6 protein-coding genes are annotated in these 25,560 nt (G+C 64.0%); 4 read left to right on the forward strand and 2 right to left on the reverse strand.

Translation table 11 applies throughout. The features are described 5' to 3' along the window. Positions 1–150: 150 nt before the first annotated feature. Positions 151–1,146: an aldo/keto reductase gene (locus BT119_RS00590; protein ID WP_054081152.1), complete on the reverse strand. Its 996-nt coding sequence runs from the start codon at positions 1,144–1,146 to the stop codon at positions 151–153. 156 nt (positions 1,147–1,302) lie between these two features. Here BT119_RS00590 and BT119_RS00595 point away from each other — a divergent pair, with 156 nt between their 5' ends. Next, entirely contained in the window at positions 1,303–2,025 is a 723-nt protein-coding gene (locus BT119_RS00595) for a haloacid dehalogenase type II (RefSeq protein ID WP_004413985.1), read from the forward strand. 25 nt (positions 2,026–2,050) lie between these two features. On the opposite strand, the gene BT119_RS00600 is transcribed toward BT119_RS00595, so the two are convergent. Further along, positions 2,051–2,569, reverse strand: a complete 519-nt coding sequence (locus BT119_RS00600) for a GNAT family N-acetyltransferase (protein ID WP_003371404.1) — start codon at positions 2,567–2,569, stop codon at positions 2,051–2,053. Positions 2,570–3,193: 624 nt separating this feature from the next. Here BT119_RS00600 and BT119_RS00605 point away from each other — a divergent pair. The 3 genes from BT119_RS00605 to BT119_RS00615 are packed head-to-tail and all read left to right on the forward strand — an operon-like array spanning position 3,194 to position 25,547. Then, positions 3,194–12,259 (forward strand): non-ribosomal peptide synthetase, encoded by a 9,066-nt coding sequence (locus BT119_RS00605; RefSeq protein WP_072364445.1) that lies wholly within the window; start codon positions 3,194–3,196, stop codon positions 12,257–12,259. Then, a complete protein-coding gene (locus tag BT119_RS00610; RefSeq protein ID WP_072364447.1) occupies positions 12,256–16,368 on the forward strand; it encodes a non-ribosomal peptide synthetase in 4,113 nt (1,370 codons plus the stop codon). Before BT119_RS00605 ends, BT119_RS00610 begins: the two co-directional genes overlap by 4 nt. Continuing rightward, on the forward strand, positions 16,365–25,547 hold the full coding sequence (locus BT119_RS00615; protein WP_072364449.1) for a hybrid non-ribosomal peptide synthetase/type I polyketide synthase: 9,183 nt from the start codon (positions 16,365–16,367) through the stop codon (positions 25,545–25,547). Before BT119_RS00610 ends, BT119_RS00615 begins: the two co-directional genes overlap by 4 nt. Positions 25,548–25,560: the final 13 nt, after the last annotated feature.

Consider the following 25,560-nt stretch of genomic DNA (forward strand, 5'->3'; position numbering starts at 1 on the left):
GTACAGTGACATAGACAGGTGTTATTTCAGAACGGTGTGACAGTTAAGAAAGCTGCGGTGCGTTCTTTACGGGTATTCGTGGTCGCAGTCTCCAACAGGTAACCGGCGAGGCTCACGCCATTCGCCGGTCCCGGGGGGCTGCAGCGCCGGTCAGACGAAACCGGTGACTGCATGGGGCACGTACGGTGCCTCAAGGCGTTTGATGTCCTCATCACTGAGCACCAGTTGCAGTGCTGCGATGGCATCGTCCAGCTGCGTCGCCTTGGAAGCACCGACGATGGGCGCTGATACACCGCGTTTGGCCAACACCCAAGCCAGTGCGATTTGCGCCATCGGTACCCCGCGCTCTGCGGCAAGCTCTTCCACTGCATCGATCACTCGACCGTCTTCCTTTTCCGTCGCCTCGTAAAACGACTGGCCGGAAACGTCGGTTCTGGTCCGCTCGGTCTGCTGACCATGGGGCCTGGTCAGCCTGCCGCGTGCCATCGGGCTCCACGGCATCAGGCCGACACCCTGATCGATACACAGCGGGATCATCTCGCGCTCTTCTTCGCGATACACCAGGTTCAGGTAGTTCTGCATCGAGACGAACCTGCTCCAGCCATGCGCGGTTGCGACCTGCTGGGCTTTTGCGAACTGCCATGCGTACATGGAGGACGCGCCGATGTACCTGGCCTTGCCGGCCTTGACCACATCGTGCAGGGCTTCCATGGTTTCTTCGATGGGCGTGTCATAGTCCCAGCGATGGATCTGGTACAGGTCAACGTAGTCAGTGCCGAGTCGCGTCAGGCTCGCGTCGATACTGGACATGATGGCCTTGCGCGAGAGGCCCTTTTCGTTAGGGCGGGTCGAGCCTTCCCACATGTTCGCCGGAAAGAACACCTTCGTTGCGATCACGGTCTCGTCGCGACGCGTGAACTCTTTGAGCAATTTACCAACGATGGTTTCCGAGGTGCCTGCCGAGTAGCTGTTGGCCGTGTCAAAAAAATTGATGCCTTGCTCGACGGCGTGTTTGATGATCGGTCTGCTTGCTTCTTCGCCCAGTGTCCAAGGGTGCGTTCCGGCATCGGGCTCGCCGAATGTCATGCATCCAAGGCACAGTCTGGAAATATCCAGTCCTGTGTTGCCAAGCTTTACGTAGTCCATGAATCCTCCATCTACCGTTGATTGATCAGTCGCCGAGCAGTTTTGCGTTTACAGATGGGGCAATGCCTGCCCGAAACAACGCTCTTTGGCGCGATTGGTTCTATAGTTCTAATTCTGTAGAACTATAAGCGACTGTGCACGATTCGGGAGAGCAATATGGCCAGGCTGGAACAGATAGGGTTTCTCGGTTTCGATGTATTCGGCACCGTTGTCGACTGGCGAAACGGCGTAGCGCGGGCCGCGGCGCCCTTTATGCAGCGGCATGGCGTGGACATCGATCCCCTTGATTTTGCCGATCAGTGGCGGAGCCTGTATCAACCTTCCATGCAGCGCGTGCGTGCGGGTGAGCGCCCCTACGTGACACTCGATGTGCTCAACCGTGAGAGTCTCGAAACCGTGCTGGCGCGCCACGAGGTGGATTTCGGCAGCATCCCCGGGGCCGAGCTCGCCGAACTGAACAAGGCCTGGGAGCGGCTCGATCCATGGCCTGACTCGGTCGCAGGCCTGACCCGATTAAAGCGCAGATTCTCGATCGGTACGCTATCGAACGGACACATCGCCGGAATGCTCAACCTGGCTAAATTCGGCGGACTGCCCTGGGACGTCATCGTCGGCGCGGAGATCGCCGGCACCTACAAACCGATGCCCCAGACCTACCTGAAGTCTGCAAAAGCAGTGGGCCTGGCGCCGCATTGCGTCGCCATGGTGGCTGCGCATAACGCCGACCTGACTGCCGCACGTGCGAATGGCTTCAAGACCGTTTTCGTCCGACGCCCCGCCGAGCACGGGCCAGGCCAGACATCTGACCTGACCGCCGAACAGGACTGGGACGTGATCGTCGATTCCCTGACCGAAGCGGCTGACGCGCTCGATTGCTGAAGCGCCTGTTACCTGGGTGGACCGGTTACCCGCGCAAGTCTTTCCACATATGCACCTTGGCGACGAATCCGGTGCCTACAGCGACTGCAAGGGGTTCGATGCCAAAGGTCACGAAGCCCATGCGCTCGTACAGCCCGACTGCTTCGGCGTTGCCCTGCGTGACAGTGAGCTGGACGACCAGAAGCTTGGGCCGGGTTCGGGCATGGTCGAGCACGCTGCGTACCAATCGAGAGCCGATGCCTCTGTTCCTGTGCGCCAGTGGCACATACATGCCGAACAGGGTCGATTTGTGTCGGGCCTTCTTTCGGGTTTCGACGCAAAGGCCGGCTACACCCAGCAAGAGACCGTCTTCAACGGCGGCAAACACTACTTCGGTTGCGTCAGCGCTGTCATCGAGCCTCTTCTCCCACCACTGGGCAGGCAGCACTTCGCGCTCCTTCACGTCGGAGGTAAAGGCGTCTGGATGACGTTCATAGGCCTCGAGCATCAAGGCGCGATAGGCAGGTGCATCGGCCGGAGTCAGTCGTCGGTAGGTGAGGGTCATGGAGGCCGGGCTCGTGTGAGTCAGTTTTCGAGTATTGCATTGCGCGCCGGGAAAAGTCGCCGCCGGACGCTGAAATTTCAAACCGCTCTCCCGCCTGGACAGCAGTGCCGTTTGACGGACACTTTCGCGGTTTGTAACTTTTTGTTTGCCTCATCGCCGAAAATCGTGGTTATTATCCCCGGCGCCCAGGGCCAAAAACCCAGCGCCAATGACTGTCACGGGTTCACAGACTCCGCAGTCACAGCCGATCGGGTCCACCCTGGCGCTGACACCCCGGCGCAGGCCGTTCCCCGTCGTTGACCCTCAAACGGAAGATGAGGTTTCAATTGGTCACGCGGTATGCAAACGTCAGTTCCAAGGGCAGAGCGATCAGTCTCGTCAACGAGCCAGCCACCCCCCTTTCTGTAGGCGAGTCGCGCCGTGCCGCGTTCGTCTGTCATCCCTCTGCGATCCCCCCGAGCGCTTGCATGTCAGGTCATGACATGAGCCCGAGAGCCCGCGCCGCACCTTCTCCCTGAGTCTCGATGTTCATCCGGCATTTCTCATGCCGTGCCTGACGGGCTTGCTGCTCTGCGCTCCCGTCTGCTCATAAAAAAATAATCTGCTCACGGACGGTGATTTCTGATGGTCGACCAATCTTCCTCGCGCGGGACGCGCTTCGCTCATCCTGATACAGAGCAACCATTTGACCAAAACCAGTGTGTGCACGGCCTTTTCGAGGCACAGGTGCAACGCAATCCTGACGCCATCGCGGCACGCTTCGAGCTGGACACGCTTGACTATGCGACGCTCAATACCCGTGCCAACCGTTTGGCCCACTACCTGCGCAGCCTCGGTGTCGGGCCGGATGTGCGTGTCGGGATTTGCCTGGAGCGCTCGCTGGACATGCTGGTCGGCGTGCTCGCGGTACTCAAGGCGGGCGGTGCCTACGTGCCGCTGGACCCCGCGTACCCGAAAGCCCGTCTGGCACACATGCTGGCAGACAGCGCGCCACGCGTACTGCTGAGCCATGCTCCGGCGCGCGCGGCGTTGTTGGCGGCGCTGGAGAAGGTTGGAGTCGCAACGCAGGTGCTCGATCTGGCCGATAGCCGGCTGTGGGCAGCGCAGCCGACGCACAACCCAGACCCGCACGCGGTTGGTCTGACGCCCCGCCATCTGGCGTACGTGATCTACACCTCGGGCTCCACCGGGACGCCCAAGGGGGTCATGGTCGAGCACCGTGGGCTGATCGCGGTCAGCGCCGCCTGGGAGCCGTTGTACGCGCTGCACAAGCCCCTCAATCACCTGCAAATGGCCGGGTTTTCCTTCGATGTGTTCAGCGCCGACCTGATCCGCGCACTGGGTTTTGGCGGCACGCTCGTGCTCTGTCCGCGAGACACGTTGATGGACCCACCTGCGCTGTATCGCCTGTTGAGCGAGGCGCGTATCGATTTCGCGGACTTCGTGCCTGCGGTGCTCAACCCGTTGCTGACCTGGACGCAGGAGGCAGGGCGCGACCTGTCGTTCATGAACACGGTGGTTTGCGGCTCGGACATCTGGACAGCGCACAGCGCGCGCCAACTGCGTAGGTTGTGTGGCGAGCATGTACAAATCGTCCAGGCCTACGGTGTTACCGAAGCGAGCATCGACAGCACCTGTTTCGAGTTCGAACCCGACAGCCACGTCGATGCGGTGCTGCCCATCGGACGGGCGTTGGCCAACACGCGGATTTACCTGCTCGATACCGCTGGCGAGCGTGTTCCCCAGGGCGTGACCGGCGAACTGTACATCGGCGGCGCGGGGGTAGCGCGCGGCTACCTGAATTTGCCGGAACTGACCCGCGAGCGCTTCATCGACAGCCCGTTCGTGGCCGGTGAGCGGTTGTACCGTACTGGCGACCTGGCCCGCTATCGGGCTGACGGCCATCTGGAGTTTCTCGGGCGCAACGACTCGCAGGCCAAGCTGCGCGGTCTGCGCCTGGAACTGGGTGAAATCGAGGCGCGTCTGGCCGAGGTTGCCGGTGTGCGTGACAACGTGGTTGTGCTGCGCGAGGACAACGCGGGCGTGCCCAGGCTGATTGCCTACTTTCGCGAACAGACCGGCGCAGCGCTGACGCCCAAAAGCCTCCGCCAGCATCTGCAGCTCAGCCTGCCGGACTACATGATTCCTGCCGCGTTCGTGCGTATGGACGCGCTACCGCTGACCGCCAATGGCAAGCTGGACCGCATCGCACTGCCCGAGCCGGGGGATGACGCGTTCGATCGGCATGTTTTCGAAGCCGCGCAAGGCGCGCTGGAAATGGATATTGCGGCCATCTGGGCCGAGGTGCTGGGCGTCGAGCGAGTCGGTCGCCAGGATCACTTTTTTGCACTCGGCGGCCACTCGCTGCTGGTGATGCGCGTATTGGCCAAGGTTCGGCAGACGCTGCATCTTGAGGTGTCACCCTCAGCCCTGTTTACCGCCCCCGTGCTGCAGCAGTTCGCCGAACGACTGAGCACCGCTCAGCAGGGCGACGCTCGTCCACCGATCATGGCTGTAGAACGTAGCGGGGCACACATGTTGTCGTCTGCTCAGCAGCGTCTGTGGTTTCTGGCGCAGATGGAAGGCGGCAACGCGGCCTACCACATGCCCTTGAACCTGCGCCTGCGCGGGCCGTTGCAAGTGGCCGCGCTGGAGCGCAGTTTCAATCATCTGGTGGCCCGCCACGAGGCGCTACGCACCACGTTTTTCGCGGTCGAGGGCGAGGGGCGGCAGCGCGTTGCGGCGGCGGGAGCGATCATTCCGTTGCCAGTCATCAATCTGCGCGGCGAGCACGATGCCCAGGCGCGTCTGCTGGCGTTGATCGACGCAGAGGGCAGCAAGCCGTTCGACCTGGCGGTGGGGCCGTTGATGCGCGTCCGCCTGGTCAAACTGGCCGATGATGATCATGTGTTGTTACTGACCCAGCACCACATTGTTTCGGATGGCTGGTCGATGGGCGTGCTGACCCGCGAGTTGGGGCTGCTCTACGCAGCGGCTATTCAGCAACCGGCCGCGCTCGGGCAGTCCCTGGCACTGCCGCCGTTGCCTGTCCAGTATGTGGATTACGCGGCCTGGCAACGCCAGTGGCTGTCCGGTGAGGTGCTGGACGCGCAGCGGCGCTACTGGCATGAAACCCTGAGCGGTGCACCGCTATTGCTGGAGTTGCCCACCGATCATAAACGTCCGGCGGCCCAGGATTACCGCGGCGGCTTCGTGCCGCTGGTCTTTGACCGCGCGCTGACAGCACGGCTCCGAGTGTTGGCTACGCAGCAGGGCACCACGTTGTTCATGAACCTGCTGGCGGCCTGGTCGCTGCTGCTGATGCGCCTGTCGGGGCAGGATGACGTGGTCATCGGTGTGCCCTCGGCGAACCGCAACCAGCAGGAGCTGGAAGGGTTGATCGGGTTCTTCGTCAATACCCTGGCCCTGCGCATGACCCGCTCCGGCAGCCCGACGGTGGCCAACTGGCTGCAACAGGCGCGCAACGTAGCGCTTGCCGCTCAGGAACATCAGGACTTGCCGTTCGATCAAGTGGTGGAGTTGCTCAACCCGCCGCGCAGTCTGGCTTACAGCCCGGTGTTTCAGGTGCTGTTCGCCTGGGAGCAGCATCAGGATTCGGATCTGGAGTTGTCCGGGCTCGACGTCAGCGTGCTGCAAAGCGTCCAGCCAGTGGCCAAATTCGACCTGCAACTGGCACTCAGCGAACGTGACGGACAAATCGTCGGTGGCCTGGAATACGCGTCGGGGCTGTTCGAGCCGGAGACCGTGGTGCAGATGGGCGACTACCTGCGCCGCCTCCTCATGCAGATGGTCGAGGACAGCGAACAGCCGCTGGCGACGCTCGACCTGCTCAACGCCGAGCAGCACCGACGGATCGTCCACGACTGGAACCGCACCGAGCGCGATACCTCGGCACAGCCCGATTGCGTCAAGCGCTTCGAAGCCGTTGCGCAGCACACACCCGACGCCGTGGCGTTGCTGGCCGATGAGCGAGCGCTGACTTACGCTGCGCTCAATCTGTCTGCCAACCGCCTGGCGAATTACCTGATCGAGCAGGGCGTGGGTCCCGAGCAGCGCGTGGGGCTGTGTCTGGAGCGCTCGCCGCAGATGATCATCGGCCTGCTGGCCATTCTCAAGACCGGCGCCGCTTACGTGCCGTTCGATCCGGCATATCCGGCCGAGCGGCTGGCGTTCATGTTCGCGGATGCCGCTCCAAGCCTGCTGCTGACCCAGACTGCACTGCGTGCCGGTCTGCCGCCATTGCCCGACACGCTGCCGATCTGCTGCCTCGACGTGGAGGCGCAGCGCTGGTCTGGGTATTCCGAGGCCAACCCGCAAGTCCCCGTCAGCCCCGGCAACCTGGCTTACGTGCTCTACACTTCCGGCTCGACCGGGCGGCCCAAGGGCGTGGCGCACAGTCGTGCCGCCTTGGATAACCTGATCGCCTGGCAACTGGAACAGACGCCTGTTTCACAACGCGTGCTGCAATTCGCATCGTTGAATTTCGACGTGTCGTTTCAGGAAATCTGCAGCACGTTGTGCCAGGGTGGCAGCCTGGTGCTGATGAGCGAAGCCGGCCGCAAGGACCTCGCCGCGCTGCGTCCGACGCTGGTGGCCGAGGACGTACAACGGGCGTTTCTGCCGTTCGCCGTGCTTCAGCAACTGGCCAGTTTCACTGAAACCGGCGCGTCGGTGCCGATGCCCTTGCCAAAGGGCGGCTGCGAAGTCATCACCGCTGGCGAGGCGTTGCTCGTCAACGACGAACTGCGTACCTTTGTCTGCGGCCTTGGCGGTGCACAACTGCACAACCAGTACGGCCCGACCGAAACCCACGTGGTCAGCCAGTTCAGCCTGAACTGTGACGACGCCACGCAGTGGCCGGACGCACCGCCGATTGGCCGGCCCATCGCCAATGCGCGTTTGTATGTGCTGGACGGCGACCTGAACCCGGTGCCGGTCGGTGTGGCAGGCGAGCTGTATATCGCCGGTGCGTGCCTGGCCCGGGGTTATCTGAATCGTCCGGACCTGAGCGCTGAACGCTTCCTGCCTGACCTGTTCAACCCACTGCCTGGTGCGCGCATGTACCGAAGCGGGGATCTGGCGCGGTTCCAGGCCGACGGCAATGTGCAGTACCTGGGGCGCATCGACCAGCAGGTCAAGTTGCGCGGTTTTCGCGTCGAGTTGGGCGAGATCGACAGCCTTCTGCACCAGCAACCCGGTGTGCAGGAAGCGGTGGTGCTGCTGCGCGAAGACGTGCCGGGCGACAAGCGTCTGGTGGCCTACGTGGTGGGGCCTGCAACCGCCGAAACGCTGCGTGCCGAGCTGCACCGCCACCTGCCGGAACACATGGTGCCGACGGCCTGGGTGGCGCTGGCGCAATTGCCGTTGACCCGCAACGGCAAGCTCGACCGTCAGGCGCTGCCGGCGCCAGAGCGCCAGGCCGCCAGTGCCTATGTGGCACCGCGCGACGAGACCGAGCGGCAGATGGTGTGCATCTGGGCCGAGGTGCTCAAGTGCCAGCAGGTTGGTATTCACGACAACTTTTTCGAGCTGGGCGGGCATTCGCTGCTGGCCACACGGATGATCTACATGATCAACCAGCGCATGGGCGCGCAACTGTCCCTGAGCAGCCTGTTCAAGACGCCGGTGCTGATGGACCTGGCCGAGCAGGTGCGGCTCGGGCGGGGTGACGGGCCTTCGCTCGACACACCCTTTGCCCCGATTGAAGCTGATCGCAGCGCACGTTTCGCGCCGTTTCCGTTGACCGACATCCAGCAGGCGTACTGGTTTGGCCGCGAAGCGTCGGTCAGCCTCGGCGGGGTCAGTGCCCACGGTTATGAAGAGCTGCGCATCCCCGGCCTTGATGTGCCACGTTTCGAGCAGGCGCTGAACCGCATGATCCAGCGGCATGACATGCTGCGCGTGGTGTTCCTCGGCGACGGCACGCAGCAGGTTCTCGACAGCGTGCCGACCTACCACATGCCACGCAACGATCTGCGCGGCCTGTCCGCCGACGCCGCGCAGCAGGCCCTGCACGACACCCGCGAACGTCAGTCCCATCAGGTCCTGGACGCCGGTCGCTGGCCGTTGTTCGAGTTCAGTCTGTCGTTGCTCGATGAGGGCATCAGCCATCTGCACATCAGCCTTGATGCCCTGATCGTCGACGCCGCGAGTACGCAGATTCTGGCGCGCGAACTGATGGCATTTTATGCCGACCCGCAGTTGCAATTGCCCGAACCGGGTCTGACCTTTCGCGATTACGTGCTGGCCGAGCAGCGCTTGCGCAATGACAGCCGCTACGCACAGGCGCTGGACTACTGGCGCGAGAAGGTTGCCACGCTGGCACCTGCGCCGGACCTGCCGCTGGTGTGCCAGCCGGAAAGTATCAGCCAGCCGCACTTTACCCGCCGCGACCGCGAGCTTTCAGCGCTGCAGTGGTCACGGCTCAAGGAACTCGCCAGGCGATTTGCGGTGACGCCGTCGGTGATGCTGCTGACCGCGTTCAGCGAAGTGCTGGCGCTGTGGAGTCGGCAGCCGCGCTTCACGTTGAGCCTGCCGCTGTTCAACCGCATGCCGCTGCACCCGGATGTTGATGAAATCATCGGTGACTTCACCTCGCTGGTCTTGCTTGAGGTCAATCTCGACGGGGCCGCGAGCTTCATCGACAAGGCGCGTGCCGTGCAGGCACGGCTGTGGCAAGACATCGACCATTCGGTGGTCAGCGGGGTGCGCGTGCTGCGTGAATTGTCCCAGGCCCGTGGCGTGCAGCAGACCGCCATGCCGATCGTGTTCAACAGCACCCTGTCGGAAGCCGCGCCTGAGCTGGCCGAATTCAATCTTGCCGACGCCCTGAATGCCGAGCACATACACAGCATCACCCAGACCCCGCAGGTCTGGCTTGACCACACGTTGCTGGAGCTGGAAGGGCGCCTGCTGTTCAACTGGGACAGCATCGACGAGTTGTTTCCGCAAGGCCTGATCGAACAGATGTTTGTCGCCTACAACGCGCTGCTGGATCGCCTGCTGCAGGCCGATGCCTGGAGCGCCGGCACGGTGGACCTGATACCGCTGGCACGCTTGCCGGTGCCCGAGGCCGGGCCCGTTGACTCGGCGCTGATGCACGAACTGTTCGATCGCCAGGCACTCGTTGCGCCGGATGCGCTGGCGGTCATCGGCACCCAGCGGCAGTTGAGTTATCGCCAGCTGCGAGCCGAAGCGCGGCAACTGGCGGCGCTGCTTCAGCGTCGCGGCGTGGTGCCCAATCAACTGGTCGCGGTGATCATGGAACGTGGCTGGGAACAGGTCGTCGCGACGCTGGCGATCCAGTACGCTGGCGGGGCCTACCTGCCGCTCGACCCGGCACTGCCGACCGAGCGTCTGGAGCACATCCTGCAACGCGCCGAAGCCAGCCTGGCGCTGACTCAGCCGGCACTGCTGCAACGTGTCGAGTGGCCGGCGCAGGTCCAGGTGATCAGCGTGAGCGACCCGATCATTGCCGACGCTGGCCTTTGCGATCAGTCCGAATTACACGCCGTGCGTCTCACCCCGGACGATCTGGCCTATGTGATCTACACCTCGGGTTCGACCGGCCTGCCCAAGGGCGTGGTCATCGATCATCGCGGTGCGGTGAATACGCTGCTCGACATCAACCGGCGCTTTGCCGTCGGCGCTGCGGACCGGGTGCTGGCGGTTTCGTCGCTGAGTTTCGACCTGTCGGTCTATGACTTCTTCGGCACGCTGGCCGCTGGCGCGGCGGTGGTGCTGCTCGAACCGCAGCAGGCCCTCGACCCGGCGCACTGGCTGAAGCTGATCGAGCGGCATCAGGTCAGCCTGTGGAATTCGGTGCCAGCCTTGTTCGGCATGTTGCTGGAGTATGTGCAAGGCGAGCGCAGCGCGTTGCCGTCGTGCCTGCGCGTGGCGATGCTGTCAGGCGACTGGATTCCTCTGACGCTGCCCGAGCGTGCCTGGGCGCTGCAGCCGGCGTTGCAACTGATCAGCCTTGGCGGGGCGACCGAAGCGTCCATCTGGTCGATCCAGTATCCGCTGCAGCAGGTCGACCCCGCGTGGCGCAGTATTCCCTATGGCAAGGCGCTGGATCACCAGCGCTTCTATGTGCTGGATGACGCCTTGCAGGTTCGCCCCACCTGGGTGGCGGGGCAGTTGTATATCGGCGGTATTGGTCTGGCCAAGGGCTATTGGCGTGATGAAGCCCTGAGCGCCGGCAGTTTCTTCGCCCACCCGCTGACCGGCGAACGTCTATATCGGACCGGCGATCTGGGGCGCTGGCTGCCCGACGGCAATATCGAGTTTCTCGGGCGGGAAGACACCCAGGTCAAGGTCCAGGGGCACCGCATCGAGCTGGGCGAGATCGAAGCGGCGCTCAATCGCCATCCCGGCGTGCAGAGCGCCGTGGTGCGGGTGCTCGGCGAAGCGCTGGGCGAGAAGCGGCTTGCGGGTTATGTACTCAAGGCCGATCCCTCGTTGCAGGCCAGTGATTTTGCCCAGTACCTGGCAGACAAACTGCCGGCCTACATGGTGCCGACTTCGTTTACCTTCGTGCAGGAGTGGCCGCTGTCGGCCAATGGCAAGGTCGACAAGAAGCGCCTGCCGCAGCCAGCACAGATTCAGGATGCCGGCCCCGCGCTGGAAGTGGAGGGGCCACAGGAGCAACAACTGGTGATGATCGTGCAGGGCGTGCTCAAGCGTGCTTCGATCGCTGCCGACGCCAATTTGCTCAACCTGGGCGCCACCTCGATCGACATTGTCAGGATCAGCAATGCGCTGTCCGGCGAACTGCAGTTCCGTCCCAACGTTGCGCAATTGCTGGCACAGCCGACCTTGCTCAACCTGCTCGGCATGTATCGCCGGAATCTGGCCAACGGCAGTGTGGTCGACAGCGTTCGGCAGCGCGCGGGTTCGTCCGAGCAGGTGATCGAGGATCCGCAGCAGCGGGCGCGCTTCAAGGCTGACCAGCGCGGTCGGCGGACGTTCACCCCAGAGGTTGCGGCGCTGAATCTTGCGCGTCCGGATGATCCGGCGTTCGCGCGGCGCTTCAGCGATTACCGCTCGGTACGCCAATTCGCTGACCGACCCATTCCGACCGAGGCGTTTGCCGGGTTACTGGCCAGCCTGGCGCAGGGGCAATTGCACGGCGAGGTCAAATACCAGTTCCCGTCCGCAGGCGGCCTGTACCCGATCCAGTGCTACCTGTACGTCAAACCGCAGCGGGTAAACGGCGTCGCTGCCGGCGCCTATTACTACGACCCGGTTCAACACCGCCTGCTGATGCTCGACAGCGAGCCGCTCGACCCTGACACCTACGATTATTTCGTCAACCGCCCGGTGTATGAAAACGCCGCGTTCTCGCTGTTCTTCATCGCCGACATGGCCGCGATCCGGCCGCTGTATGGCGAGCGCAGTCGCGACTTCTGTCATATCGAAGCCGGGGGCATGGCGCAATTGTTGACCATGACGGCGGTGGAGCAGGGCCTTGGCCTGTGTGGCATGGGCTCGCTCGAAGAGCAGCAATTGTCGGCCCTGTTCGACCTGGGACCGAATCATCAGTTGATCTACTCGATGGTGGGCGGCCTGCGCACTGCCGACGAACAACGCCGCGCACAGGTCGAGGCGTTCGCCTCTTCCGCGGATCAAACGGACGACGCCAGCGACATGGAGGAGATAGAGATATGAATGCCTATCAATTGCTGGAGTTGTTCGGTCGCCACGCCGTGGTGCTTGAAGTGGACGGCGAGAAACTGCGTTGCAAGGCGCCGCGCGGCTTTCTGAATGACGAGATGTTGCAGGCGCTCAAGCAGCACAAGGCAGAGCTGATTGCCTTGCTGAGCGGCACCGACCCGGCCGCGATTCCTCGGCGTGCCGCCGGGCAAACGGCTGTTCCGCTGTCGTTTTCACAACGCCAGCTGTGGTTTCTCGATCAGATGGAACCGGGCAATGCGTTCTATAACGTGCCCACTGCGGTGCGGCTGAAAGGCGTGCTGGATGTATCGGCGCTGGAGCGGGCGCTGAACGAATTGATCACGCGCCATGAAATATTGCGCACCACGTTTGCCAGCGTGGACGGCGAGCCACGGCAGATCGTGCACCCGGCGATGCCGCTGGTGATGCCACGTGTCGACCTGCGTAACCTGTCGCCGACGGCGCGCCAAGCGCAGGTCAGCATGGCGGTGGAGCAGGAGGCCAAAGCGCCGTTTGACCTGGCCAGCGGCCCGTTGCTGCGGGCCTCGCTGCTGCGCCTGGCCGATGAGGAATACCTCTGGCTGTACAGCGTGCACCACATCATCGCCGATGGCTGGTCGATGGGCGTGATCCTTCAGGAAGTGACTACCGTGTATGGCGATTTTCTGCGCGGTCAGGCGTCCAGTCTGGCGCCGCTGGCGGTGCAGTACGCCGATTACGCCTGCTGGCAGCAACAGCGGCTGAGCGACGAGGCGCTGGCCGGGCAACTGGACTTCTGGCAGCGCACGCTGGCCGACGCGCCACCGCTGCTCGACATGCCCGCCGACCGGCCGCGTCCGACCGTGCAGCGCTACGTTGGGGCGACCTTCAGCTCGACGGTCGACGGCACCACCCTGCGTGCGCTCAACGCACTGGCCAGACAGACCCAAGGCACGCTGTTCAACGTGCTGATCGGCGCGCTGTCGGTCCTGCTCTGGCGCCACAGCGGTCAGCGGGACCTGTGCATCGGTACGCCATTCGCCAACCGCAGCCGTCCCGAAATCGAGCCGCTGATCGGCCATTTCGTCAACACTCAGGTGATTCGCCAGCGTCTCGATCCGCAGCAGACCTTTGCCGAACTGTTGCGCGAAGTACGCGCCACGCTGCTGGATATCCACGCGCATCAGGATGTGCCTTTCGACCGCGTGGTGGAAGCCGTCAACCCGCAACGCGATACCGCGTATTCGCCTCTGTTTCAGGTCATGATGGTGTTGCAGAACACCCCGGGCAACGCCGCACAGATGCCGGGCTTGAGCATGACGCCATACGGCACCGGGAGCGCCACGGCCAAGTTCGACCTGGCGTTCGAATGGGTCGAGCGCGACGGTGTGCTGAGCCTGCTGGTGGAATACAACACCGACCTGTTCGACCAGACCAGCATTGAGCGCCTGAGCGGGCATTATCGTCAGCTGCTGGAACAGGTGGCGCTGAACCCCAAGCAGCCTGTCGGCGCACTGACGCTGGTCAGCGCTGCCGAACGCGAACAGATTCTGAATGAGTGGAACAGCCCGGCACCGCTGGCCCAGCCCGTCGACTGCGTGCATCGCCTGATCGAGGCTCAGGTCACGCGTCGGCAGGCCGAGTGTGCGGTCATCTTCGAAGGTCGATCGCTGAGCTACAGCCAGCTCAACAGTCAGGCCAACCGCCTGGCGCATCACTTGCTCACCCTCGGCGTCGGCCCGGACGTGCGCGTGGCGGTGTGTATCGAACGTTCGCTGGAACTGCCGGTGGCCTTGCTGGCGGTGCTCAAGGCCGGGGGCGCCTATGTGCCGCTGGACCCGGATTATCCGTCAGGGCGCCTGCGGCATATTCTCGATGACACGTCCCCGGTAGTACTGCTTGCCCAAGGGCCGACGCGCAAGATCCTGCGCGAGGCCCTGCAAGGTGCGGATTTCGAGGTGCCGATCCTCGACGTGCAGGCCGATGCCGTGCTCTGGGCCGAGTGCCCGTCGGACAATCCGCAGCCGCAGCGTGTTGCGGTGAGCGCCGACCATCTGGCGTATGTGCTGTACACCTCCGGCACCACGGGGCTGCCCAAGGGGGCGATGGTCACGCATCGCGGGCTGAGCAACCTGCTGCTCTGGTGTCAGCAGTTCTGCGGCGAACGCGGGAGCATGCTGCACAAGATTCCATTCGGTTTCGACGCTTCGGCCTGGGAGATCTTCTGGCCGTTGCTCACCGGGGGCAGGCTGGTCATCGCCCGTCCCGGCGGGCATTTCGAGCCCGGTTACCTGGCGCAGGTGGTACGCGAACAAAGCGTCACCGCAATGGTGTTCGTGCCGGCCATGTTGCAACTGTTTCTGGAGGTCGAAGAGGTCAGCGCCTGTCACACCCTGAAGGATGTGTTCAGTGGCGGCGGGGAGCTGTCGCCCGCAGTGGCCAGGCTGTTTCAGGCGCGTCTGCCACATGCCCGCCTGCATAACGTCTATGGTCCGACCGAAACCACAGTGATCAGCAGTGTCTGGACGCTGGAGCCCGGTGCCGACGTTCCGCCGCGCCAATTGCCCATTGGCCGGCCCATCGCAAACACCCGTTTTTACGTACTCGACGAGCGTGATGCGCCGGTGCCGGCCGGGGTCACCGGTCAGTTGCACATTGGTGGTGTCGGCGTTGCACGGGGTTATCTGGGGCTGGACGAGCTCACTGCCGAACGGTTTATCGATAACCCGTTCGTTGCCGGTGACCGGTTGTACCGCAGCGGCGATCTGGCGCGTTATCGTCCGGACGGTCAGTTGGAGTTTATCGGTCGCAACGACTTTCAGGTCAAGTTGCGCGGCATTCGCCTGGAACTGAGTGAAATCGAAGCGCGGCTCGACCTGTTCCCCGGTATTCGCACCAGTGTGGCGTTGATCGTCGGTGACAGCGCGCAGAACCAGCGCCTGGTGGCGTGCTGCTTCACCGACAGCGCAGTGGACGAATCCGCACTGCGTGCGCACCTGGCAACGACCCTGTCCAGCGCCGTCATGCCCAGCGCTTATCTGTGGCTGGACGCCTTGCCGCTGACGGTCAACGGCAAGATCGACCGTGCCGCCCTGGCGGCACTGGCCGATCAGGATCTGGCCGACCGGCAGGTCAACCTCGGCAGCCCCAGAGACCATATCGAGCTGACCCTGTATCAGATCTGGAAAGACCTGCTGCTGGTGCCGCAGATCGGCATTCGCGACAACTTCTTCAACGTCGGCGGGACATCGATTGCGGCGATCAAGATGGCCTACGAAATTGGCCGGGCGTTCAGCGTCGAGGTGCCTGTGCGTGTGATCCTCGGCCACCCGACCATCGAGGCGCTGGGCGGCTGGCTGCGTACCGGCGCCAGCCTGGCCGCGGCGCAGGACAACCTGATCGAATTCCGGCGCGGTGCCGGGCAACGCAACGTGGTGTGCATTCACCCGGCGGGCGGCACGGCGTTCTGCTACCTGTCGCTGGCCAAGGAGCTGCCGGAAAGCATCGGTGTATACGGTGTGCAATCGCCGGGGTTGAACCCTGGAGAAAGCACCGAGCCGAGCGTTGAAGCAATGGCCGACGCCTATCTGCGGCGGATCGCAGCGTTGACCTCACAACCGCTGGTGCTCACCGGGCTGTCGTTCGGTGGTCTGGTGGCGTACGAAATGGCCCGGCGTCTGACGGCTGCCGGCCATCGTCAGGTGACGGTGGTGCTGCTTGATACCCAGGGCTCGGATGACCCGGGGTTCCGGCAACAGATCGGGACGGTGGACATGGCTGAGTTCCGCGACAAGCTGGTGCGCTTCAACGGCATGTACCCCGGCATCGAAGACGCGCAGGTCGAGCGGTATTTCCATCTTTACAACCACAACCGTCTGGCTATGGCCGCTTACGAGTGTGCGCCACACGCCGGACGCATTGTGTTGATTCAGGCCCGTGAAGGCTTCAGCCGCACCCAGTTGCATGAGCTGCGCAGCTTCTGGCGTCGCCGCGCGGGCAACGGTTACAGAGCCCGGCTGGTGCACGGCGGGCACTGGGACATGCTGGAAAGTGCCGAGGTGCATCGGGTCTCGCAGACGCTCAGGCAAGAGCTGCAACGTTTCGACACGCAGGAGGCGCAATGATGAGTCGGTACGAGGAGAATATCGCCCGCAACTCCATGACCCTGCTGTCGCGTTTTGCCGAGCAGGTACGCCGTAATCCTCAGGGGCTCGCCGTGATCGACCGGCAGGTACGGCTGACCTACGTGCAACTGGCCAGCGCCAGCGAACGCATCGCCAAAGGGCTGCTGGCACAAGGCGCAGGCCCTGCGAAGCCGATTGCCCTGTGCATGCCGCGCGGCTGGCAATGGGTCGCCACGATAATCGCCGTGCTGAAAGTAGGGGCTGTGGTGGTGCCGCTGGATCGGGCCAGCCCGGCCCGGCGTCGACAGCTGATGCTCGACGACGGGGGTTGCGTCGGGCTGGTGACCCTCGGCGAAGACGCGGACACCCTGGCAGCGCCACAACGTGGCTGGTACGTCAGCGTCGAAACCCTGCTGGAATTCCCCGATCAACCGGCACTGCCGCTGCCCGAGGATTTCGCTGCGTCGAGTTTCCTATTCTACACCTCAGGCACCACCGGCACCCCGAAGGCTGTGGAGGTGGGCGAGCGCGGCCTGTTGCGTCTGGCCCGGACCGACGGCTGCCTCGACATTCGCGCAGGCGAGCGCGTGGCCTGCCTGTCCAACCCGGCGTTCGATGCCTGTAATTTCGAACTGTGGGCACCGCTGCTCAACGGCGGTTGCTGCGTCATCATTGCCGACGCAGACCTGCAGGACGCGCAACAGCTGGCCAGCGTGCTGGAAACGCAGCAGGTCGACAGCCTGTTCATGACCGTTTCGCTGTTCAACACCTTGAGCGCAGATAACCCCACCTGTTTCGCCAGCCTGCGCCAGGTGCTGATCGGCGGTGAGCAGGTCAGCGCCGCGGCGGTGCGTGCCTGGTATCAGGCCAATCCCGACAGCCGCTGCCGGATTTTCAACGCCTACGGACCCACTGAATGCACCACCTTCGCCGTGTGCTATCCGATCCCCCGCGACTTTTCCGGTGATGCGGTGCCGATCGGTCGGCCATTGCCCGACACCAGCGTGCAAGTGCTCGACCCGCAACAGCGCCCGGTTGCTCAAGGCGAGGCGGGTGAGCTTTACCTGAGCGGCAGCGGGGTCGCACGCGGTTATCGCAACCGTCCCGCAGAGACCGCGCAGCATTTCCTGCGCCTGCCGACAATCGAGGCCGGTGACGTGCTGCATTACCGAACCGGCGATCAGGTGCGGGTCAATGCCGACGGGCTGATCGAGTACCTGGGGCGGATTGACCGTCAGGTGAAGGTCCGTGGTTTTCGCATCGAGCCGGGCGAGGTCGAGCAGCGTATTCTGGAGCACCCGAAGGTGGCGCAGGTGCATGTCTGTACGCGCAGGCAGGCAGCTGAAGACCACCAGTTGCTGGCCTTCATCGTGCCGCGCGAAGCGCTGGACTATCGCGATTTCGATCAGCACCTGCGCGAAAACCTGGCGGTATGGATGCGCCCGCATCAACTGTTTGTGCTGCAGCGCCTGCCGTTGACCCGCAATGGCAAGATCGATCAGCGTGCGCTGCTGGAACAGCCCTTGAAGCCGTGGCGACCACAGGCCGGTTCACGTCCTGACGAGCAACACTCGCCCACGCTGGACTGGCTGCTGACACAGGCCCGCAGGTTGCTGGCGCAACCTGAGCTGAACGGCGAGGATGACTGGCTGGGCAGCGGCGGCGACTCGCTCAAGGTCATGCGTTTGCGCTCTGCAATCCGCACACACTGGCGCCGGGAAATCACCCTGGGTGCGCTGCTGAGCGAATCGTTTTCGGCACTGGCCGAGCGCCTTGGCGATGATCAGGGTGCGGAATCTGCCTATCCGCCCGCGCCGCCCGTCAACCGTTCAGGGCGTGCGCCGGCCACTGCCGAGCAAAGTCGCCTGTGGTTGATGCAGCAGCGCGCGCCGCAGGCGACGGCCTACAACGTGCCAATCATCCTGCACCTGGCGGCAGGCGTGGAGCTGAACGCATTGGCCGACGCCGTGCAGCGCCTGCTGACTCGGCACAGCGGGCTGCGCACGGCGTTCGTGTCCGCTGCCGACGGTCTGCATCAGCAGGTTCACCAACGGGACGCGGTGTGCCAGACCTTTGCCACAGGAGCGTTCAGTGAACAGACCTGGCGCAGCTTTGCAGCCCTGGTCTTCGGCACACCTTTCGATCTGGCAACATCGGCGCTGTGTAAGGCCTGGCTGCTGCCGTTTGCCGATGGCAGCTGTCGCTTGCTGCTGAACCTGCACCACGTGGCCATCGACGGCTGGTCGATGAACCTGTTGTTCGATGATCTGGTGCAACTGTACGACGATGCGCTGCAGGGGCGGCCGAGTGCCGAAACCTCGCCCGGTCTGGGCACGCTGGAGTTCGCACTCTGGCAACGGCAATGGCGTGTCGACCCGCGTTACCGCGATCAGCGCCGCGCCCTGGCCGGGTTGCACCGTCAGCACCCGGCGCCTTCGCCCGCGCTGCTACCGGTTCGTGAGCCAGACCCGCAGGCACGGCTCTATCGTCAGCCGCTGGGAGCCACGCGCAGTGCTGCACTGGATCGGTTTTGCAGCCGCCAGCGCGTCACTCGTTATGAGGTGCTGTTCAGCGTTTATGCCTGGAGCATTTACGCCCTGACCGGTTGTGAACGGCCACGCATCGCCAGCCCGGTATCCAACCGTCCGCTGAGCGAATTCGAAGACGCAATCGGGATGTTCGCCAACACCGTGCTGATCCCCACGGCGTTCGACGGCGACAAGGCGCTCGACCAGCAGCTGCATCAGCAGACCGCCACGGTGCGTGAGGTGCTGGCCTTGCAGGACGTCGCTCTGGCGGACCTGGTGGAAGACCTGCGGCTGTCGTCGAGCAGTGCGCTGTTCGATTTCATGTTCGTACTGGAAAACACCGACTACGCCAGGCTGGCCCATACCGGCCTACGGGCCACGCTGGAATTCAACGAGACGGTGCAGGCCAAGTGCCCGCTGACCTTGCTGGTGGTCGATGCCGGGTCCCAACTGGAATGCTGGTGGGAGTACCAGTGCAGTTATTTCGATGCGGCACAAATGATCGCCGTCAATCGGCTGTTGCAACAGGGGCTTGATCTGCTGCTGGAGAAGCCGTCGGCCACCCTTGATGCGCTGCTCACGCCTTACCGCTTCAGCCTGCCGCCCGCCAGTCAGGGCGACAGCGCTGAGCCGCCGTTCAACACCGTGGCCGACTGGTTCGCCTATCAGGTGAGTTGCACGCCGGATGCTCCGGCGCTGGTCGCCGATCAGCAGTGCATCAGCTACGCCGAACTGGATGCACTCGCCGACACGCTGGCGGCCACCCTGATCGAGCAGTGTCCGTTGCCGGAGGAAAATGGTGCGCCGCTGCAAGTGGTCCTGTACCTCGAGGCGTCGGTCGAGCACATCGTGGCCTTGCTGGCGCTGGCCAGGCTCAACCTGACGGCTGTGCCCCTCGATCCTGGCTATCCGCTGGCGGTGCAGCGTCAGGTCATGCAGCAGGCACAACCCGGCTGTGTGCTGTACAGCGCGGCCACCGAGGCGGCACTGGAGCAATTGAACGCAGACCGGCAGATCTGTCATCGGGTCGACCTGAGCGCTGCGGCACGACCGTTCGAGCGTCGCCGTCACGCGGGGCAACGACCGTTGTACACGCTGTTCACGTCCGGTTCGACGGGGACCCCGAAAGGGGTTCAGGTGCCGGACCGGACCCTTTGCAATCTGTTGCACTGGCAGCGCAATGAGGGGCAGTTGCCAGCGAAGTCCGTGACCCTGCAATTCTCCATGCTGTCGTTCGATGTGTCGTTTCAGGAGATTTTCAGCACCCTCTGCGGCGGAGGCTGTTACCACCTGATCAACCCGCGCTGGCGGCAGGATGCCCAGGCATTGCTGAGCTATCTGGTGCAGACGCGCATCGAGCGGTTGTTCCTGCCATGCGTGGCCTTGCAGCATCTGGCGCAGACCGCTGTCAGCCAGGGCGTGTATCCGCAGGCGTTGCGCGAAGTGATCACGGCGGGCGAGCAACTGCTGTGCACCGAGGCATTGCGCAACTGGTTCGGCGGCATACCCCAGGCACGGCTGTTCAATCATTACGGCCCGACCGAAACCCACGTGGTCAGCGCCTGGCGCTTGCCTGCGGCGGTTCAGGACTGGCCGCTGCGCGCGCCGATCGGGCGTGCAGTGAGCAATGCACGTCTGCTGCTGGTGGATGAACACGACCGGCCGGTGCCGCGTGGCAGTCAGGGCTATCTGCTGGTGGCAGGGCCGATGATTTCGCGCTGCTACCTCGCTGACCCGGTGCTGAATGCCGCGCGCTTTGTCGAGTTGCCGCAAGCTGAGGGCATGACCCTGTTCTATCGCACCGGGGATCTTGCGCGGGCTGATGAAAACGCCTGCCTGCACTACCTGGGTCGGGACGATCAGCAGATCAAGATCAGTGGCCAGCGTCTTGAACTGGGGCAGATCGAGGCCGCGCTGATGCAGGTCGCTCAGGTGAGCAACGCGGTGGTGGCCACGCAGGGTGAGCCGCCCCGGCTGGTGGCCTGGTTGCACAGCGAGGGTACGCTGCCCGATGCACAGCAGTTTGACCGACAGATCAGCCTGCACCTGCCAGCGCATGTGCGTATTGACGAGTACCGGCGGGTTGTCACCTGGCCGCGCACGCCGAGCGGCAAGGTTGATCGCAGGGCGCTGGGAGATCTGGGCGAGGTGTTGCAACGGCAGCGCACCGGGCTGCCTGCGGCGCCGTTGAGCGCACTTGAACAGCAATTGAGCGAGTTGTTCGTGGCGGTCATCGGTCGCGACATCGAGCCTGATCAGACCTTCTTCGAAGCCGGCGCCACCAGCCTTGGCCTGATGCGCCTGCACGCCCGTTACAACGAAGCACTGCCGCAGCCGGTGGCAATGGCAGCGTTGTTCGAGCATGTCAGCGTGCGTCGCCTGGCGCAGCATTTGTCCTTACCAGCAGGGCAAATGCCCGCGGCTGCTGAGGGCAATGAGCGAGGTGCCAAGGCTGGCGAACAACCCATGGCGATCATCGGCATGTCGGTGAATGTGGCCGGGGCGAGCAACCTCGCCGAGTTCTGGGCGATGGTCCAAGGAAACCGGTTGGGCATCGAGCAGTTCGACGCCGCCGAAGGGCTGGTCGGAGCGCGCAGTCAACTGACCGGCCTGCTGGATTTCGATCCCGAGTATTTCGGCATCAGCCTGCAGGAAGCACGGTTGATGGACCCGCAACAGCGGCACCTGCTGATGGGCTGTGTGCAGGCATTGCAACATGCCGGGCTCACGCCCAAAGCCGACGGTCCGCGCATCGGCCTGATCGCCAGTTGCGGCGAAACCACGTATTTCCAGCAAATGCTGCGAGAAACCGCTGAGGGTGATCTGCCGGACGGCTTTCAGATGGCGCTGCACCACGACAAGGACTTTCTGGCCACCAAGGCGGCTTACCACCTCGACCTCGGCGGCCCGGCACTCAGCGTCCAGGCGGCATGCGGCAGCTCGCTGATTGCCGTGCACCTGGCGGCGGCGATGCTGCGTCAGGGCGACAGTGACGTGATGCTGGCCGCCGGGGTGTTGATCGACCCGACTCTGACCGATGGCTACCGCTATCGTCCACAGCACATTTTTTCCCGCGACGGGCTGTGTCGCCCGTTCAGTGACGACGCCAGCGGCACCATTGGTGCCAGCGGTTATGGTGTGGTAGTACTCAAACCGCTGGACCGTGCCCAGGCCGACGGCGACCGGATCTACGCACTGGTCGAAGCCTCTGCGCTGAACAACGATGGTCGCGCCAAGATGAGTTACACCGCGCCGTCGGTGGCGGGGCAGAGTGCTGTGATCAGCGAGGCGTTGCGCAAGGCCGGGGTCAGTGGCGCCGACATGGGCTACATCGAGGCCCACGGTACCGGCACACTGTTGGGCGACCCGATTGAAGTGGCTGCCTTGACCAAGGCGTTCGGCGCGGCGCCGCCCGCCAGTTGCGCACTGGCTTCAGTGAAAAGCCAGGTGGGTCATCTGGGCGCGGCTGCCGGCGTGGTCGGGTTGATTCGCGCGACGCTTGCCGTGTTCCACGGAGTGATCCCGCCCAACCTCGGCTTTGCCCGGATCAATCCGCAAATCGATCTGCAGCGCTCGCCGTTCTACATACCCAGCACCTCACGGCCCTGGCCCGAGGGGCGTCGGCGTCTGGCCGGGGTCAGCAGTTTCGGCATCGGTGGCACCAACGCGCATGTGATTGTCGGCGCCGCGCCGCAGCAGACAGACCGCGTCGAGGATTGCCCGGCGTGCCTGCTGCTGTCAGCGCACAGCCGTACTGCCCTGGAGCGGGACATGCTGGCGATTGAAGCCTGGCTCAACGCCTTTCCCGAGCAGCAGGCCGCGTTGCTGCGTTACCTGCAAAACGGTCGACGCGCGTTGCCCTGGCGCTTCGCGATGATCTGCCCGCCCGGTCAGACGCCGCGCCTGCAAGCCTCGTCGATCCAGGAGGTGAAGCTTTCTGACGTGCGAGTAAACGCCAGCGAGCATTCGCCGCAGGCCCTGCTGGACGCCTGGTATGCGGGGGCCAGTATCGAAGGGTCGACCGGTTCGGCGCCGCCACCCTGGGACTTGCCACCGTCGGCATTCGATCTGCAGACCTTTCGCTTCAAAGCGGCCGCTCGCACCGAACTGCAGAAATCGTCAGTCGTCGAGCGCCAGCCGCTGGCGGACTGGTTTTATCAGCGTCAGTGGCAGCGGGTAAACCGTCTGCGTATAAACCCGACTGGCGAGGGTCGTGAAGTGCTGGTGGTGTGCAGCCATGAGCGTCTGGATGCCACCACGCTTGGCAGCCTGCAGAGCGTCTATCGGCACGTCATTGAGGTGCAGGCCGGCAATGGCTACCAGCAGCTTGGCCCGAATCGTTATGAGCTCGACCCGCTGGACCCTGTGGCGTTGGGTCGATTGATCAGTGCGCTCGATCAGAGTGGGCAGACGGCGAGCGAACTGGACTGGCTGCATGCCTTGCCGCTGTCGGTGGGCGGGGCGGTTGACGAGCAAAGCCTGGCGGCCGCGCAATGGGCCTGTCTGGATACGCTCAGCGCGTTGTTGCAGGCCTGGGGGCAGAACGCACAGAAGACCGCCCTGCGGCTCTGGCTGCTGTCCTGGCAAGCGTGCCCGGTGAACGGCCAGGTCATGCGTCCGGAACTGGCGGCGCTGGCCGGTATCACCGAAGTGGCGCCGCAGGAATACCCGATACGCTGTCACTGGCTGGACCTGCCCACGGCGCAGTTGAGCACCCAGGCTCCGCACCTCGCGGCGCTGCTTGCCGAACCGGCGTCGCTGCCGCGACGCATGGCCATTCGTGATGGTTATCTGTGGCAGCCACAGCTGCTGGCCAGTCCGCTGGCGGCTCCGACGGCGGCTTCGAATCTGCTGCCGGCGAACGGCACGTTCCTGGTGCTGGGCGGCACAGGCGGCATCGGTCGTACCTTGTGTGAACACCTGCTGCGATCCGGCCAGCGCCGGGTAGTGCTGCTGTCGCGAGGTGGCGGGTGCCCGAAAGAACTGGACGCCTATGCTTCGCGCATCGACAGCATCGCTGCGGATATCGCCGACCTGGCGCGCTGGCCCACGGTGCTGGAACACTTGCGTGAGCGTTATGGGCACTTTGACGGCGTGATTCACGCGGCTGGCACCGGAGCAGGCAGTCTGATCCGTCAGCGCGATGCTCAGGTGCTGTCTGAGGCGATGGCCAGCAAGACCCGCGGCATGCTGGCGGTTGAAGCATTGATCGAGCAGATGACGCCGGGGTTCGTGCTGTACTGCTCTTCGATGTCGGCACTGTTCGGCGGCGCCGGGCACCTGGACTACGCCGCCGCGAGTGCCGTGCTTGACGGTTTTACCCACTACCGTGCGCATGCCGAAAATGGCTGTGTGCGTCTGGGCATCAACTGGGACATCTGGCGCGATGTCGGCATGGCCGCTGCCAGTGGCGTCGGGGATGACGCGCATCAGCGACACCTGGCGGTCGGCATGTCGGCACAGGAGGGTTGCCGGGTATTCGATGCAGCCATGACGGCTCAACTGCCCCAGTTGCTGATCTCGACCACCGATCCAGCGACGGCGCGACAGTTTTACCCGGTTCGCCACAGCGCAGGTTCGACGCTGGCCGATACTGCGCCAGTGCTGACAGCAGACACTGCAGCGCCGGACTGTCTGCCCGAGCATCTGCATGACTGCCTGTGCAAATGGCTCGGCGTGAGTGCGCTGCAGCCGGACGCCTCGCTCTATGAATGGGGTGCCGATTCTCTGACTCTGCTGGACCTGATCGACGAACTGCAGGCCGCGACTGGCGTGGTCTTCCAGTTGTCGCAGTTCAGCCACAAGGTCAGCCTGGCTGAGGTGCTGGCGCTGGTGCGGGCGTCAGTGCCCGAAGCGGCTGCGGACGAAAACCAGTGGGCTGATGCAGTGAGGATCGATCAGTGGCATGCGGGCGCGGGCCGCGAGCGCCTGTATCTGATTCACCCGGTGGGTGGCGACGTGCAGGCGTACCGCGAGCTGGCCTCGGCGCTGCACCCTGATCTGGGCGTGTGGGTGATCGCCGATCCGGCCTTGCGCCTGCCCGAACTGCCGAACATCAGCGTGGATGAGCGCGCGCAGCTGTATCTCAAGGCGTTGCAGGCCCATCACCCCGACGGCACGGCATGGCGTCTGGCTGGCTGGTCGTTCGGCGCATGGGTGACGCAGGCGATGTGCAGCCTGCTGACGGAGGATTGCGAGCAGCCATTGTTGTACCTGATCGATCCCCCCGCGCCGGATGCGGGTGACGAGCTGGCGCAGATCGGTGAAGCGCAGATTCAGCAGGTCTTCCAGCGCGAGTTTTCTGCACGGCGCGGCCTCAACACAGCCACCGGCGCGGCCAGTGAAGACCCATCGCGTTACCTGCAAAGCCTGATTGTCTGCTGCCAGAACAACATGGCGAGCATGGCGGGCCACCGGCCCGTGGCGTTGTCGCGCACTCCCGTGCGGCTATTCATTGCCACGCAGCCCAATCCTTATGGCATGGGCAGCGCCTGGCGGATGGCCGATCTGCAGCGGGCCTGGCAAGGGCTGTTGCCGCACCTGCTGAGCTGGCAAGCACTGGACACCGATCACTACGGCATTGTCGCAGCGCCCTGGGCGCAGGTGATGGCCGAGATGATCAATGCCGATCTGTCGGCGGAGCAGGGCTGAACGTCAGCGGCAG

The sequence above is a fragment of the Pseudomonas sp. NFACC10-1 genome (genome assembly GCF_900119195.1).
In the GTDB taxonomy this organism is placed as follows: Bacteria; Pseudomonadota; Gammaproteobacteria; order Pseudomonadales; family Pseudomonadaceae; genus Aquipseudomonas; species Aquipseudomonas cerasi.